Source organism: Klebsiella sp. HMSC09D12, assembly GCF_001808475.1.
GTDB lineage: Bacteria > Pseudomonadota > Gammaproteobacteria > Enterobacterales > Enterobacteriaceae > Klebsiella > Klebsiella oxytoca.
This window is the reverse complement of record NZ_KV793511.1, coordinates 245864-262508: the sequence shown is the minus strand read 5'-3', so window position 1 is coordinate 262508 and position 16645 is coordinate 245864. Positions and strand designations below refer to the sequence as shown.

General features: G+C 49.2%; 12 protein-coding genes and 2 tRNA genes (1 of these 14 only partly in view). 8 read left to right on the top strand and 6 right to left on the bottom strand.

The genetic code is table 11. The annotated features are described in order from the left end of the window. Positions 1–38 precede the first annotated feature (38 nt). From HMPREF3178_RS28175 to HMPREF3178_RS30620, 5 genes are read right to left on the bottom strand one after another with little or no spacing between them, the layout of a single operon-like run. Complete coding sequence (locus HMPREF3178_RS28175) at positions 39–1556, bottom strand: 4-hydroxyphenylacetate 3-hydroxylase family protein (RefSeq protein WP_049094086.1); 1518 nt, start codon at positions 1554–1556, stop codon at positions 39–41. Positions 1557–1594: 38 nt separating this feature from the next. Then, positions 1595–3547, bottom strand: coding sequence for an anthranilate synthase family protein (locus HMPREF3178_RS28170; protein ID WP_228705153.1), 1953 nt, complete (start codon positions 3545–3547; stop codon positions 1595–1597). 26 nt (positions 3548–3573) lie between these two features. Next, complete coding sequence (locus tag HMPREF3178_RS28165) at positions 3574–4206, bottom strand: isochorismatase family protein (protein WP_004103554.1); 633 nt, start codon at positions 4204–4206, stop codon at positions 3574–3576. An 18-nt stretch (positions 4207–4224) separates the two neighbouring features. Continuing rightward, complete coding sequence (locus tag HMPREF3178_RS28160; RefSeq protein WP_017145607.1) at positions 4225–5010, bottom strand: SDR family NAD(P)-dependent oxidoreductase; 786 nt, start codon at positions 5008–5010, stop codon at positions 4225–4227. Next, complete coding sequence (locus HMPREF3178_RS30620) at positions 5000–6169, bottom strand: 3-deoxy-7-phosphoheptulonate synthase (protein WP_077270141.1); 1170 nt, start codon at positions 6167–6169, stop codon at positions 5000–5002. Before HMPREF3178_RS30620 ends, HMPREF3178_RS28160 begins: the two co-directional genes overlap by 11 nt. Positions 6170–6626: 457 nt before the next feature. Between HMPREF3178_RS30620 and HMPREF3178_RS28150 the strand changes: the two genes are divergently transcribed. From HMPREF3178_RS28150 to HMPREF3178_RS28130, 5 genes are all read left to right on the top strand, one after another. Further along, positions 6627–8147, top strand: a complete 1521-nt coding sequence (locus HMPREF3178_RS28150; RefSeq protein ID WP_070585651.1) for an amino acid adenylation domain-containing protein — start codon at positions 6627–6629, stop codon at positions 8145–8147. A 2-nt stretch (positions 8148–8149) separates the two neighbouring features. Further along, positions 8150–8380, top strand: a complete 231-nt coding sequence (locus tag HMPREF3178_RS28145) for an acyl carrier protein (RefSeq protein WP_004103550.1) — start codon at positions 8150–8152, stop codon at positions 8378–8380. A 65-nt stretch (positions 8381–8445) separates the two neighbouring features. After that, positions 8446–12816 carry a non-ribosomal peptide synthetase family protein gene (locus HMPREF3178_RS28140; protein ID WP_070585649.1) on the top strand — a complete coding sequence of 1457 codons (4371 nt, stop codon included), beginning with the start codon at positions 8446–8448 and terminating at the stop codon, positions 12814–12816. 36 nt (positions 12817–12852) lie between these two features. Further along, the gene (locus tag HMPREF3178_RS28135) at positions 12853–13245 is read left to right on the top strand and encodes a nuclear transport factor 2 family protein (RefSeq protein ID WP_004103546.1); all 393 of its coding nucleotides are present in this window, start codon (positions 12853–12855) and stop codon (positions 13243–13245) included. A gap of 114 nt (positions 13246–13359) precedes the next feature. Continuing rightward, on the top strand, positions 13360–13857 hold the full coding sequence (locus tag HMPREF3178_RS28130; RefSeq protein WP_004103545.1) for a MarR family winged helix-turn-helix transcriptional regulator: 498 nt from the start codon (positions 13360–13362) through the stop codon (positions 13855–13857). 909 nt (positions 13858–14766) lie between these two features. Here HMPREF3178_RS28130 and HMPREF3178_RS28125 read toward each other — a convergent pair. Next, a tRNA-Asn gene (locus tag HMPREF3178_RS28125) sits at positions 14767–14842 on the bottom strand. A gap of 6 nt (positions 14843–14848) precedes the next feature. Between HMPREF3178_RS28125 and HMPREF3178_RS32240 the strand changes: the two genes are divergently transcribed. The 3 genes from HMPREF3178_RS32240 to HMPREF3178_RS28115 all read left to right on the top strand — a co-directional run. Continuing rightward, complete coding sequence (locus HMPREF3178_RS32240; RefSeq protein ID WP_219620557.1) at positions 14849–15028, top strand: DUF5951 family protein; 180 nt, start codon at positions 14849–14851, stop codon at positions 15026–15028. An 8-nt stretch (positions 15029–15036) separates the two neighbouring features. After that, positions 15037–16488, top strand: coding sequence for an EmmdR/YeeO family multidrug/toxin efflux MATE transporter (locus HMPREF3178_RS28120; RefSeq protein ID WP_070585648.1), 1452 nt, complete (start codon positions 15037–15039; stop codon positions 16486–16488). A 129-nt stretch (positions 16489–16617) separates the two neighbouring features. Next, positions 16618–16645: transfer RNA gene (locus HMPREF3178_RS28115), tRNA-OTHER, on the top strand (it continues 50 nt past the right edge of the window).

Sequence of the window (16645 nt, the reverse complement as noted above, 5' to 3'; positions counted from 1 at the left end):
CATGCCCATTATTATACTGATGTATTGTCCCGTTAATCTTATTCGTCTAAAGGCCAGTGGTAATCGCGATCCAGCCAGCCATCCAGGTCATAATCCATCATACATTGTTCGGCGAAACCTTTATATTCTTGTACCTGCCCCGACATCTGTGCGGCGAGCAACAGCTCGATACGAACATTTTCATGACTACCGGTATAATTTCGTTCATAGAGTTCGTGTCTGCTGGCGAATTCTGTTCCTACGGAGTCCCAGATTAGCTTCATGAGCTTGACGCGTTCAACGGCATCCATACCGTTGGAGCCCCGCATATATTTTTTCAGATAAGGTTCCAGTTCCGGCGCAGCGAAATCTTTGGCATGCGAATTGATATAAATAAGCGCGCTGCCAAGATCTTGTTCAATAATTTCTTTGATCCGTGGATAGCCGAGACTCATAAACCAACGGTAGGCTAAACCATAATCCAGGTTAGGCAGGAGGGCGCCGTTGTGCCAGGGGTTCGGCGATTTAGCCATAGCATCACTTATGGCCCAGAAGAGGTTGCGCCAGGCCAGCATTTCCCCGACGCGCGTCTGTATGCCGCGGAAATCGGCTACGCCGGTGGCTTCCACGCCTTTAATGAATAAACCACAAATAAAATCGATTTTTACCGCCAGACGCGTTACTCCGTGGAACGTTGAGCGGTGCAGGAAGCCAGAACTGGGTAAAAACGTGGCCGCTTTAGCGGTATCGCCGTAAATAAAAATGTTTTCCCAGGGAATCTTCACCTTATCCAGAATGAAGATCATGTCATTCTCGTCGTAGCGTGAGGATAGTGGATAGTCAAAAGGACTGCCGACCTTTTCGGCGGCTAAGGAGTAAGAGGGGCGGCAAACCAGCTTCAGCCCTGGGGCATTCATGGGTAATGTGCATACCAGGGCAAATTCTCTTTTTTTGACAGGTAAACCGTAATGCGCGATGAAATTGTAATGCGTCAAGGCTGAGCCGGTAGCAACCACCTTGGCACCGCTAACAATTACGCCATCATCACACTCTTTTTCGACGTGAATGCAGATATCTTCAATCTGGTCGGGCGGGAGATTGCGGTCGATAGGGGGGTTAATGATGGCATGATTCCAGTAAAGTAGCTCCTCTTGCGAACGTTTGTACCAGTGCCTGGCGTTATCCGTATATTCGCCGTAGGCCTCGGGATTGGCGCCCAGAGTCGTAAGAAACGACGCTTTGAAATCAGGGCTTCTTCCCAACCAGCCATAGCTAAGCCGTGCCCACTGCGCGATTGCGTCGCGATCGCGTATCAGATCGTCAACAGAATGAGGAACGCGGAAGAACGGATGGGTGACACCACCGCTGCCGGTATCACAAGGCGTGGTTAATATAGCCTGATACTTTTCGTCATGGAGCGCGTCGTATAATTTAGCTATGGACAGTGCTGAATTGCGAAACGCTGGATGTGTAATAACATTGTCCACCTTTTCACCATAAGCCCATATTTCTCGCCCATCATTTAGACCCGCTAAAAAGTCATTACCGGTAGGTAATGATACTGATTTATTTTCCATGTCAGCTCTCTCCGAATGTCGGTTTTCAACACTTCCTTTTAAACGGCATCTTGTTGGCTAAGAGTTGCCGTTGTTGTTAAGGCGTTCTGTATCAGCCATTGATAAATAGAAAATGCGTCTTGCGTCAGGAATGATTCGTTATGAAATTGTATGGAGGCTACGTTGCCTGACGATAATGCGACAATTTCACCAGAAGGGAGTCGCTCCAGCTGGACTGTTTTGTCATGCTCCGGGCTGTACCAGCATGGCCGCTGATGTAGTGCGGAGAAACTGTTATAGAAACCAACGGTATGAGGTTTTCCCTGAATGAATATCTGATGTTGGCTACCCTGACGGTTATTGGCCAGCCGCTCGATCGGAATGCCTAATTCGGCGCAAATTAACTGATGTCCCAGACAAGTCCCGATTAGCGGACGCTGCTCCCGGAGCCGTTGCGCAATAATTTTTCGGCCCACGCGTATTTTTTCGAGTTGTATATTGGTTGGATCGCCAGGCCCGGGACCAATGAATAGGATGTCGCGATCGGTGAGTTGCGTTAGCTTGCTCGGACAGTCATACCAGGGAATGAGGGTGACGGCGCAACCCGCGCTGCGTAACTGATAGGCAATCATGGCGGTGAAGTTGTCCTCCATGTCGATCAGTGTGATGGCATGATGAGAGAGTAGAGTGCGCGGGCCCAATTGCGAGTTATCCAGCCAAAAGGAGGAGGTGCGTGCATTCCGTTGTGCCAGTATCTGGTCAGCCCGATGGCAAAGTTCTGCAGACAATCCTGTCCGGTTTGGCGTCCCGGCGCCTGGTTCAGAGAAGAACGAATGCATTAGCCCTTGTAATTTGGCGCGTGTTTCACCGGCTTCACTTTGCGCGATGGAACTTCTGACGATGGTTGAACCCGCCGTAAGCCGAAAATGTCCCTGAGCGGAAATATCGGCCGTGCGGATCATGATGGCCGAGTCCAGATAGCGTTTACCTTCTTGCGCACCCGTTATAGCAACGATGCCGCTGTAATAACCGCGTCCGCGGCGTTCTCGCCGGGCGATAACTTTACAGGCGCTTTCTATTGGGCTGCCGGTCACTGTTGGCGCAAATAGCGATTGCCTGATGATTTCTTTCAGACTGCGATCTGATTTGCCATGGATAAAATATTCGGTATGCGCGATGTGCGACATAGCCTTGAGCTTCGGCCCGGATACCTGAATATCACGCTGACAGATGCTACTCATCATTTTGAGTTCTTCATCTACCACCATAAATAGTTCGTCGCGCTCTTTTTTATCCTGCAGAAAATCATCCAGCACGTGCGCCATATTCCCGGTATCGGGGTATTTTAATGTGCCGCTGATAGGATTCATCGCCACGTTCTGCTCATCAACCTGGATATGCTGTTCAGGCGTACTACCCATGAAATAGCGGCTGCCGGTAAAGATCATCCATGTCCAGTATGATCCGCATTCAGATTGCAGCAGCCGTTTGTACAGCGTCAGCGCGTGGCGGATACTAAAGTCGGTTATATCGCCCTCCAGGCTGCGTGAAATCACAAAGTTGCTGCCTTCCCCGGAGCTGATTTCCTGATCAATCACGGTATCAACAATGTCGCCATATGTTTGGTCATCAAGATCGAAGTGCAGGTTTCGTGGCTTGATATCATGGTCATTAATGGCTGCGATAAATGAATCTATAGGATAATAGTCTTGCCGCTCAATGTGCATTACGATCGTCTGTTCACCATCGTCAATGCAGGCATATCCTTTCTCTTTCAGCTGATTAAATGGCAATAATATCAATTTGTTAAATGAGCATTTGCCCGTCGCGTCCAGGGGAGGATCCAGCGCTAATTCTGAAAGGGACTGGCTTAGCTCAATATCCCCTTCAAGAAACAATACTGCGTTGATAGGTTCGCATTGGGGGCGGTAAATACAGGCAAAGGGTCTATCAAGATTGGCCAGATGAGCCGAAAGCTCGTCGGGATTTGCTGAATCTTTAGATAACATCATCAACTCCTGAAGTGCCGTGAGGATCTTTAATGTTCCAATGCGTCGATAGCTTGTCGGGTTGACAGCACGACTGAGCTGGTTTCCGCAGCTAGCTCAAGCGCTAGACGATGCTTTTCTTCGGAGAAATCGGCGAGCGCATCGGCAATAAAAAATGTCTCGATATCATTGGAATAGGCCTCTTGCGCTGTGCACAAACAACCGATATGGGCGTAAACGCCGCAGACGATCAGCTGATCGCATTTGAGTTCGTGCAAAGTACTCAGAAGAGGAGAGTTAAAGAAGGCGCTGTAACGCCACTTCGTTAATACCCACTCATTTTCCAGAGGCGTCAACGGAGGAACAATCTGTTTATGTTCCTGGCTGCCGTTCATGCCTGAACCCCATAGACTGTGCAGCAAGCCGCGCTGTTGTGGCGTCATGTCGCCGGGTTGGGCAGTATAAAATACTGGAATATGCAGACGTCGGGCGACACTAAGCAAGCGGTAGATGTTGTCGATGACCTGCGCTATCGGCGAGGCGTCAGCAGTGTAAAAATCGAGAAAATAACGCTGCATATCATGTATGAGTAGCGCCGCTCTTGAACTGTTGGGTCGCCAGTCTGCAATTGATTTGGGTAATTGACGTTCTGTCGGCAATGGGTAGGGCCGTATCTTTTCCATGTTATTCTCCTTGTACGCTTAGCAGCTGCCGAGTGCGGCACCACCGTCGACCAATAACGTTGATAGCGTGGTTTGCCCTGATTCTTCGCACAGGTAAAAGCAGACCGCGGCAGCAATTTCTTCCGCCGTGGCGACTTTGTTGAGTGGAATACCAATGCGAAATTGTTGTGGGTTACCGTTGAGCGTGTTTTGCTTGTCACTTTCGCTATGCCACATGCCGCGCAGCATCGGCGTATCGGTTGAGCCGGGAGCGACAACATTACAACGGATCCCATACGGAGCGACCTCCAGCCCCAGAGCATAGGTAAATGCCTGGGCAGCGGCTTTTGAGGCGCAGTAGGCGGCCATCGTCGCCCGCGGCACGCGCGCTGCATTTGAGGCGATAGTTACGATGCTGCCTTTACGCTGAGCCATCATCAGATTGGCCGCATGGCGGCTGGTGTTAAATACGCCAGTCGCGTTGACGGCAAATGTTTTCGCCCAATCCTGAGGTTGTGTTTCGGCCACGCTGGCGTGGCACAGTACGCCGGCGCCGTTGACCAGATACCCTACCGGGCCCAGTTGATGACCGACTGCGGTAAAGGCCTCTGCTACGCAGCGGTCGTCGGCAACGTCCACAGTAAAGCCTGCAATGGGCTGCGGATGGTTATCTTGTAGTGTGGCTACAAGGGTTGCCAGCTGAGTGGCGTTATTATCAAGAAGCGCTAGTGACAGCCCTTCTTTCGCCAGCGCGTGGGCAACGGATTCGCCAATGCCACCGCATGCGCCGGTAATAACGGCAATATAATCTTTATCAAAAGTCATGTTGTCCCTCTTTCCAGTGAGTTAATAACATCTGCGTTTGCGCTACGTTCAGGCGTGGGTCGCAGAGAATTTGCTTAAGTTCATGTTCTTCAGGGTGATTATTTTCACTGAAGCATTCGATGACCGGGTTCGGCGTTGCTTCCAGATGGAGTCCAGCGGCGCAGGCGTTATGTGATTTCACCTGCCTCAGGAAACCGGAGATTTCAGCCATCATGTCGCTAAGCTCTCGGCGTTTATTGCCCGCACGCGTTTTCCCGGTATTCCCGTGCATTGGATCGCACATCCATAACACCGGCGTTTCGGTTGCTTGTGCGGCCTGAATCAACGCGCCCAACCGATGAATGTGTGAACGGCCAAAACGCGAAATAAAAGTCAGACGCCCAGGAATACGCTGAGGATTGAGCTGTCGGCAAAGTGTCGCGATGAACGATGGCGTTACGCTGGCGTCAATCTTGCAGGCAACAGGGTTGGCGATATTCGCCAGCATGGCGATATGTGGGCTGTCAGGCGCAAGAGTACGAATGCCGATCCAGGGCCAATGGGTGCTGGCTAAGTATGATTCTCCGTAGGGATTAGTGCGGATTTGAGTGGTTTCATAGTCCAGCAACAGCGCTTCATGGCTGGTCCAAATGTGATGAATATCGCGGGGATATTCCCGTTCGTAACGTTTAATTTCGGCCAGAGTTTCCGCAGCAGCACGATAGCTCAGCAGCATCCGTTGCGGATCGTTACGCCTGGCTTCTGGTGTCGCTTCGGGCCGGTTGACTGAATCACCGCGCCACACGGGAAGTACCCTGTCGCCATCGACTTCGTTTTGTTGTGAGCGGGGTTTAGCATATTGACCGGCAATTCTACCTACCGTCAATATCGGCAGCCCCGTCAGTGTTGAGAATTCGCGGGACATTTGCTCAAGGAAGATCAATTTTTTCCGTACATGTAACGCGCCAGATTCGCAAATTCTTTCAGCGCAGTCGCCGGCCTGAAATATCATTGTTTTTCCTGCATAAACGGCGGCTAATGCTTTATTGAGTTCACTTATTTCTGCAAAACTTAATAATTCTGGAAGATTGTCTAATTCACTTTTGACCAGGCCAAGCATGTCCTTATCGCTCCAGAACGGCTGTTGCCAGTTGGACTTATTGCCAGGAAATGATGTCATTTCTAATCTCTCACTCGAAATTTAACAGGTTTTTCGTTTGTTTTTTAACAAAAAAGCGATGAGAAAGTGCTATTCCTTGTCTGTTTACTGGACATGAAAGACGATACGGTTTGCACAAATATTGCACGCCAATGGGTGCCTTATGTCAATCAAAAAAATTTATATTTGATTTATGTTTTTTCATGTTATTGATTTTTATGGTTATTATTTTTGTTTGTTTTTTATTTTTTGCTATATGATTTTTTTTTGGAAATCAAATTGACTGGGGATGAGGTTCGAAGATAGACTATTGAAAGCAACGCTTAGTTATGCTTGTGTTGCTTATATGTTGCTTGTTTTGCGGTGTTTGCTTAGATGCATCTCACGATAAGCTGGCGGCATTTCTTTAGATCTTTAATTTCTTCTTCAAGAGAAGATTTTATGCGTGTGAACGTTCCTAATTCTCCAGGAGAGAGTGATGACGCATTCAGCATATGTCTATCAGTTAAAGGCTGTCCCTGATATATTTGATGAGATTTCGCAACGTTTTCCGGACAGGGGTGCGTTAATTTTCGATCAAAGAAAAATAACCTATCGAGAACTTGCTGAGCAATGTTCAGCGCTGGCTGCAGTGTTGCAAAATAATTGCCTGATAAAAGGCGATATCGTTGCAATAAAAATAGAACGTAGCCCGGAGTTATATATTTTTATGCTGGCGCTCATGAAAATAGGCGCTGTTATGGTTCCCGTGAACTCGAATAGTCCCGAACGCTATATTGGTGAGGTTTTAAGTGCGGCGGGAGCCAGATACCTGATTAGCGATGATGTAACAAGCGTGCCCGGCGGAGCATGGCACGTCTTGTCGAGCAGGACGCTGATACAAAACTGCGCTCAACAAAGAAGCGGGAATTACCCGGTATTAAGCGCTGATGATCCGGCGCTCATATTGATGACCTCTGGTTCAACAGGAAAACCGAAAAGCGTACTGATTGCTCATCGCGGGATTGCCAGACTGGGTCTGCCGGTACCGGCGTTGGGGAATAGCGAGCGGGACTGCTATTTGCAAATTGCAGATATTTCTTTCGCTGCCTCAGCTAATGAAATCTGGATGGCTTTATTGACCGGAGCATGTCTCACGATTGCGCCGCCTGGCTTGCCGGATTTAATGGCCCTGGCACGGCAGATCGAATCGGATAACGTGACGATGCTATTCCTCTCTGGCGGGCTGTTCCGGCTATTTGTCGAGGTTTCGGTCGAAACACTGCATATACCTGATTGTGTGGTGGTGTCGGGAGACTTTGTCAATCCTCGCTTATTTAGCGTGGCAGTGCAGGCCGGTAAAGCCAAAATATTTAATGGATTAGGCTGCACGGAAAATTCAGCGATCTCGTCTCTCTATCATATTCAGTCGGAGGAGCAATTATCCAGTGAATCTCCTGTGCCGGTTGGTACTCCACTCCCTCTGGTTGAGATGGTGGTATTCAATGAACGGTTGCAACCCTGTACCTGCGGTGAATATGGGGAATTATTTATCGCAGGGGCTGGAGTGGCTCTGGGGTATTCCGATCCGCAACTGACGGCGGAAAGGTTTATCACCATACCGTATCAAGGCACTGACATGCTTTTCTATCGTACCGATGATCGGGCAACTTACGACCAGGATCGCAATATCGTCCTGGTCGGACGAGGCAACCATATTTGTAAAATACGTGGCTTCCGCATCAATATCGCCGGTATTGAGCACCTGTTGCGCTTACATCACGCTGTAGAAGATGTGCTGATTGTGGTAGAGGAGACGCCGGATGAACCGCGATTACATGCTTGTTATGTCACGCAGGATGACGGGCTATCCGTAGCGGATTTAAAGAATCACCTCGCAATGCATGCTCCTGCCTGGATGATACCTGAAAAATTTAGCCGTCTGGCGGTACTGCCAATGACCGCTAACGGTAAAAAAGATCGTTTACGGTTAAAAAATTCTTTACTGGAGCAGGTGTAAATATGGACAACGTTGAGCAACAGCTACTCTCGATTTGGCAGGCGATTATTCATTCAGAGGCGATTAACCCGCAAGAAAATTTACTAGACCAGGGTGGTAACTCATTACATTTCATAAAGTTGGCGTCAATGGTAAGCAAGACATTTAATTTGGCTGTCTCGCCGGCGGACATTTTCACTGCCGGAACTATTGCTGCGCTGGCTCAGACCATTCGGCAACGGCAAAAGCTCTAATACCTGGGGTTGGGACTACCAGCAAACAGGAAGGATTTTACAGGGAATTTTAAGAGGGGGATAAAATGCCATCATTCAATAGCGGCGAGTCAAAAAAGGGCTGTTTGAACAAGGAGTGTGGAGAAAGTGCGGTAACGTATCTGCCAGCTACGCCCGGGCAGCAGGCAATGTGGTGGCTGGATAATACGCTGGAGCAGCCCCAATGCTATAACGTGCCGGTGCTGCTGACCGTTAATGCGACACTGGACGCTGATATTATGCAGCGCGCTGTGGCTGAGCTGACCTTGCGCCATGAAATATTCAGAACGCGTTTTGTTTATCTTGACGGTAAATTACAACAGCGTATCGGCGCTGATGGCTATCTCTCTTTTTCCCATCGACAACCAGAGCAGACGGAAACCCCTGAATCCGTCACGGCACAACTGGCGGCTAGCCGTTTATCATTAGCTGAGGGGCCGCTGAGTATCATTAATATGCTCAGTTCAGACTCAGGTACAACCTGGTTAGCATGCTGCTTCCACCACATCATTATTGATGCCCCCTCAGTACGTATTGTCTTGCATGATTTGCTGCGAATCTATTGTGCGCTTGACGAGATGCGCGTTCTGCCAGCGTTTAACGGCACGGGAAGCTATCAGGAATTTACTCGTTGGCAGGCCGCGTCCCTTGCGGCGGCTGAGTGCGAAGATATGCGGGTTTATTGGCGACAGGCACTGCATCCAGCTCCACCCTTGTCGGACCTCCCGGTCGATTTTCCCCGTCGTCTTCGGGAAGATACCAAAGCCGCCTATACCATGCTGGCGCTGAACGAACAGGAAGCGGACTCACTGCAGCGGCACGCGAGATCGTTGTCAATGACTCCATTTATGTATATGTCCATGTGCTGGCAATTTTTCCTCAGCCGTATGAGCGGGCAGAACGATATTACCGTTGGCGTGCCTTTTACTCTGCGGGATCGCAGCGAGTTTGCCGAAACGCCGGGATATATGATCAATACTCTGCCGGTTCGCGTGCAGGTCAATGAAGATGACACGGTCAGCACGCTGGCTGCAAAGGTACGTCAATCTTTTATTGGCGCACATTTCAATAAGCTGCTCCCTTTCAATGAAATTGTCGCACTGTCGCGTGAAAACGCGGGGCAGGACAGTCCTCTATTCAGAACGCTGTTGGTTATGCCCGATACCCGGGGCGATATTTTCAACGACTTGCCTTTTAAAGTCATGCTGGATGACTATTTTAGCCAGATGGCAAAATACGATCTGACGCTGTTCTTTGAAGCGCAACCGCAGTGGAAGCTAACGCTGGAGTATAAGACGGCGTTGTATCACCCGCAGACCATTGACTACTGGTTGAAAATCTTTCGCCATTTATTAAGCGCGATGGGCGAGGACGGCGAGGTATTACTGTCATCCCTGAGGCTGTTGGATGCACCGTTAAGTCGTGAACTGGTTGTTCGATCTAGTCTTAAATCGTGCGCGGAGGCCTGGCGATTTGACGCCCTGGCGGCTTTCAATCAGCATGCTATAAGCCACTCTGCGGATACTGCGTTAATTACCGCTAATGGCACACGATCGTATGGTTGGTTAGCGGAACGTTCAGGGCAGATTGCCGCTTACCTACAGCAGCAGTTAAATATCGCACCTGGCAAACGTGTTGCATTATTACTGGAAAGGAATGCCGAGGCGATTGCCACTCTGTTTGGCGTGTTAAAAACCGGCGCGGCCTACATTCCGATCGATCCGCAATACCCGCAAGAGCGAATTGGTTACATGTTGCAGGACGCCAGTGTGGATTGCATCGCCACGACACGATCGCTGGTAGCAAAATTCCCAGTGTCTGGCTCCGTACCTCTGTTGTTAATCGATGATATTCCCCCGGAGTACCCTGGGGAATACTCTTATATCAAAAGAATGCCCGACGATGAGCTGTATATCATTTATACATCAGGTTCAACCGGGCAGCCCAAGGGAGTACGGTTATTAAATAAAACGCTCAATAACCTGATTAAGTGGCAACGAGATGTTTCTGAGTGCGATCAAGGAGATTGTACTCTGCATTTTATGTCACTTTCTTTTGATGTCTCGGTTCAGGAGATCTTCGGCACGTTAGCTGGCGGTGGGTGCTTATATATTGCCAGTGAAGAAGAACGGAGAGATCTGGATCTTCTGCAAGAGGTTATCCAGGAGCAGGGGATTAATCGTCTCTATTTTCCCTATGTTGCTTTGCAACAGTTCGCGCATTTGAGCGCATTGGCCAACAGGCAATTCCCGAGTTTAAAAGAGGTCTACTCCACCGGGGAACAGCTCGTACTCACCGCGGATATTAAACATTTTTTCAGGCAACCTGTTCGCCTGATTAATCTCTATGGTCCCTCAGAAAGTCACGTCTGTTCCGCGTATGTGCTGCCACCGGAAAGCGATAAATGGGGAGATGCAGCGTCCATTGGTTACCCTCTACCCGGATTTACTCTGTTGGTGGTGGATGAGCATTTGCAGCTGGTTCCCGCCGGTGTCGCCGGTGAACTGCTCATCGTTAGCGATTTTCTCTCTCCCGGCTATCACAATAAAAGTGAAGAAAGCGCTCGACGTTTTATCTCTGCTGAGGGCTTTGCCACACAAAGTTGCCACGCATATCGTACCGGTGATCTGGTGAGGCTGGAGCATGACGATCGGTTCAGCTATCTTGGCAGGATAGACAATCAGTTAAAAATTCGCGGTTTTAGGATCGAACCGTCTGAAGTAGAAGCGGCCATCAATGCCCTGGAAGGCGTGCAGGTTTCAGCGGTAGTTGGCAGGGCAGATACTTCAGGAAGCAAGCAGCTCGTCGCTTTTATTGCTGGCTTAATGGATGATAAAAGCAATCAAAAGGATAAGATCAAACGCGGCCTTCGCCTGGTTCTGCCGGAGTATATGGTTCCCACAGAGTTGGTCTTTCTGGATAAGCTGCCTACTACCCCTAGCGGGAAAATCGATCGTAAGGCGTTGCTTAAGGTGGATATTATTGTTGAATCATCCGCGCAGATGTCAGAACGGTCTCTGACGAAAACGCAGGAGCAGGTCAGGGCGCTATGGGAAACGCTATTTCCGGGTCGTCACATCGCACTGCACGATGATTTTTTCGCCATTGGCGGACATTCCTTGTTGGCCACGCAGCTGGTTTTTCTGCTCCGTAAGGCATTCAATTGCGATATTCCTCTACGTTTGTTATTTAATCACCCGACGTTGTTGGCTATGGCAGAGTGCATCGACGGCTATGTTGTCAGTGAAAAGGGGCCCGTCGATACCGTTGATCGTTCCTTTGTTCAGGATGGATACGAACGCATACATTGGCAGGGGGGAGAGTGTTCAACCCCTGGGCTGACGTTGCTCACCGGGGCGACAGGATTTTTAGGCATCTACCTGCTGCGTTCACTGCTATTGGCCGGGACCCAATCCGTGATTTGCCTGGTAAGAGCCAGGACAGATAAGGACGCATTGGCTCGTTTACGTGAAAATGCGATGCGCTACGGAATCGCCGATGAGATTGATTTTTCCCGGGTTGAAGTTTGCCTCGGTGATATTGGTCAGCGCGATTTAGGGTTAAGCCCTGACGCGTATAGTCGGTTGGCAGAGCGAGTGAACACGGTATTCCATGCAGCCGCACAGATTAATTTTTTGCTCTCTTATTCTTCTGTTAAACAGTCAAATGTGCAGGGTACGCTAAATATTTTAGCTTTCTGCGGTTGTGGCGGACGAAAAACGCTCCACTATTTATCCACTATCGCCGTATTTTCTCCACGCTATCCTGAATCGCCTATCGTGGAACATTGTGTGCCGGGGCATCCGGAAGCACTGTCGATTGGTTATACGCAAAGTAAGTGGGTGGCTGAACGCTATGTTATACAGGCCAGAGAACAAGGACTTGATGCTAACGTATTTCGCATCGGACGTATTGGCGGAGACAGCCGAACTGGGGCCTGCCAGAGCGATGATTTTTTGTGGCGACAGATAAAAAGCTTTATCCAGATGGGGTTGGCGCCCAATCCGTCTTCCCTGTCAACGGACCTGCTGCCTGTCGACTTTGTCGCTGAAGCGATAGTTGCTTTAGCGCGTTCAGAGGCTACTCGACAGGAGAACTTCCATATTTTCCATCCTCAGAGCATCCGGTTTGACCCGGTATATCGGGCGATTCGTTCTCTGGGCTATCCGTTGGAAACGACTTCTGACGGCGAGTGGTTGCAACAACTTGAGCTGTGTGTCACCCAAGGGCGCGAGGTTGCGCTGGGGCCGGTCATTCATCTCTTTAAAGAGAATTTGTTGGATACTGGCGATAACGCCTATGGTAATCCAGAGACGACTAAGCGTATTACACAACTGGGCTTGCGCTTTCCTGAACTGTCGGAGGAGACTTTCAAACGTATGATTGTTTATTTCCAGCGGCAGAAAGAAATTGTCTAGCAAACCGTTTATCAATTTCATCAAGAGGATAATACAATGGTTCCAGCACTATTTGATAAATATATTTCGGCAGTGATGGAGAAGTCATCGGATAAGCTGGCATCCCTTTTCTCTGTTAATGGACGTTTGTCGTTGCCTTTCCGTCGCAATAGAGAGGTGATTGTTGGCCGTGAAAATATTCGCTTACACTATGCTAATGGCTTTGGCGTTGCGCCCTTACGCTTTACCTCTATAGAGGATGAACGATTCCACTATACGAATAATCCCGATGTCGTCATTGTTGAATATAAACTACATGGGAATACTCTGCCAGATGGGAAACAGTTCTCTTTGTTATATGTTAATGTGATTGAAATAAATGATGGCAAGATAACTGAATTAATAGATTATGAGGATGTTTTGAACAGAGAATATATCTTTCAGGATTAACAGGATGATTCTTATGTTATCAATGGGGGCGAAGGTTAGGATAACTTTTCCTTCCTTGAAGGGTTATGGTAAAATGGTAAGCTTAACTTATTGTATACGGCATCAGGAGAATGTATGGAAATGAATAAAAAAGTGGCTAGTGGTTCCGAGCGCGAAATATCATTGAATCGTCAATTTGAAGATGCCTTAGGGAATTTGCAATGCGTACTTGTTGCACGTCGATCGCTGATTAATCCTGATGGTATTAACTGGCCGCAATACGATACGTTGTATATTTTACGTCAGTTCCAGCCGATGACTCCAAGCGCAATTGGTGAAAAGCTCGGATTTGCGCGTAGTAAAATGTCCAAGATCCTGCGGATGTTGAAAGATAAGCACTTTGTTGAGCAGGAGTCGGCAGAAAGCGACAAGCGAGAAATGCTGACGAGGATTACGGAAAAGGGTATTGAATTCCTGAATTCTGCAGAGTCCAGCAGGCGCATAATGGCTGAGCAGGTGGCATCCTGCATGTCGCAGGGAGAGATTGCTATTTTCGCTGAGCTTTGTACAAGGGCTGCCAATATATTACACGAGAATATTAAAGGTAAACTCGAAGATACCAGTGAAAATTAATAAAGTTTATGGTGATGAAGCGTTAAACGGAGCGCTGGCGTGGTATTCTCTTTGCCGAATATGGAATCGAATATATGGCATCGAAATTGTGCTAAAACGTTGCTATGCGACGATGGTGAAAGTGGACCCGATACTCCGATACTAGGAAAAGATTTTTACCGCAGATGGTAAAAAAATGCTGAGTCGTATCGTTAATATTTTGTTTGCTAAAACCTTGTCTCATTGCAACGTGCGTTGATGTGCCCGAAACAGGCTTGAGCGGATAGTTTTCTGTCAATATAAAATCAAAGCTGTCTGGCATACTGGCGATAATGGGAGCAGGCCATTGCTCGGATCATGGCCGCAGTTTTTATTTTTCACATAATAGCCTTCAATCGTATCCTCTCGTTTAGCGTATTCTCGCACTACGTCTGGTGAGGACAGGAGTTTTGACGAATACCTGTAGCAGATATTTCTTTACTTTCAATATATCGATGAATAAATGTGAAAGTAGCAGGTATGCAACTGGTGCATTTTGTTCTCTTCCATCATTGCCCCCGCAAAACAGACAGCCGAGTAAATGATTGCCCCTGCTGATAATGATCGATTCAGCTCTTGCGTACAGAGAAATGATCCCGCTACCGGGTGCATCTGAGGTGCTCAAGCACGGAACGGCCACTCGATGCAGATCTGCCGTCAGGATTAACCAGAAGATAACGTTCGTGCTATGTGAAAATCTTCGCAGGCTTCAGGCTGACAATTGGCGTGTTGTTAAGGGAGAAGTGGGACATGCTATGCGCAACAAAGATAGTGCCCGCATTTCCCGGCACGGAGGAGAAAAAACCAGAAATGCACCGGGATGTGTTCCCATGCTAGCCTGTTGAATCAATATCTGAAAAAGATTCGCAAGGATAGCTGAAAACAGGAATTTGGCTCCTCTGACTGGACTCGAACCAGTGACATACGGATTAACAGTCCGCCGTTCTACCGACTGAACTACAGAGGAATCGTTGTGGAGTCGTATCTTAGCGGCGAAAAAACTTTTGTCAAACATCAATTCGCCTTCCGCCGCGCAACTGGCGCATCCATCAACAAATTGTTGTTATTAGCGACAATCTATCGGGAAAAATGCTTTGCAGGATTAGCTTTTCTCTATCATCATTTGAAATGTAGTTTCAACTTTTCTCACTAAGGTCTCCCTTGAACGTCACCTCCGCATTACGCCAGTCCGTCGAACGCACGTCCTGGTTTAAAAAACGCAAGACCTATCGCGTCCTCTACTGGCGTGAAATCAGTCCTCTTGCGGTCCCGATTTTGCTGGAAAACGCCTGCGTGTTGCTGATGGGCGTGCTGAGTACTTTTTTGGTCAGCTGGCTCGGTAAAGAAGCGATGGCGGGCGTTGGCCTGGCCGATAGCTTCAACATGGTGATCATGTCTTTTTTTGCCGCCATCGATCTCGGTACGACCGTGGTGGTAGCCTTCAGTCTGGGCAAGCGTGACCGGCGGCGGGCAAGGGCGGCAGCGCGACAGTCGCTGGCGATAATGACCCTGTTCTCGATTATTCTCGCGGCGGTTATCCATGCTTTTGGCGCGGAAATTATTAATTTTGTCGCCGGAGATGCGACAGAAGAAGTGAAAGGCCTGGCGCTGACCTATCTTGAGCTAACGGTATTGAGCTATCCGGCAGCGGCAATCGCCCTGATCGGCAGCGGTGCGCTGCGCGGAGCCGGAACCACTAAAATTCCGCTGTTGATCAACGGCGGGAAGAATATTCTGAATATCATTATCAGCAGCATCCTGATTTACGGCATTTTTTCGTGGCCCGGCATGGGGTTTGTCGGCGCGGGTCTGGGATTAACCATCGCCCGCTATATTGGCGCGGTGGCTACTATCTGGGTATTAATGATCGGCTTTAACCCGGCGCTGCGCATTTCGCTGAAGAGCTACTTTAAGCCGTTCAACTTCGCCATTATCTGGGAAGTGATGGGCATTGGTATTCCCGCCAGCATTGAATCGGTTTTGTTCAACGGCGGCAAGCTGCTGACTCAGATGTTCGTTGCCGGGATGGGGACAAACGTGATTGCCGGCAACTTTATCGCCTTCTCCGTGGCTGCGCTGATTAACCTGCCCGGGAACGCCCTGGGTTCCGCATCGACAATTATTACCGGCAGGCGTCTCGGAAAAGGGCAGATCGGCCAGGCTGAACGTCAGGCGTGGCACGTCTTCTGGCTATCGACGATCGTATTGACGCTGATCGCCTGGGGAACCGCGCCGTTTGCCGGCCTGATCGCTTCGTTTTATACCAGCGAAGAGGATGTCAAGGTGGTGGTGAAAGAGCTGCTGTGGCTCAACGCCTTCTTTATGCCGATTTGGGCGATGGCCTGGACGTTGCCGTGCGCTTTTAAAGGCGCACGTGACGTGCGTTACACCATGTGGGTATCCATGCTCGGCATGTGGGGCTGTCGCGTCGTGGCGGGCTACACGCTGGGGATTGTGCTGGGTATGGGGGTGATTGGCGTCTGGTTGGGGATGGTGCTTGACTGGGCGGTGCGCGGCGTTTTGTTTTACTGTCGAATGGTCAGCGGGCGGTGGCTGTGGAAATATCCGCGTACCAAAGCGCAGGCAGATGAGAGTCAGGCGCAGCCTGAATAGGCGAGTGATAAGCGGATAAACGCTACTTTTTGCGCAAACTGGAGGATTTTTCGGCAAACGATTTGAAATGTGCAAACAGCCTTTGACAAGATCGGGCGTGATCGATAATATGCGCCTCGTTCAAACGATTCCTCTGTAGTTCAGTCGGTAGAACGGC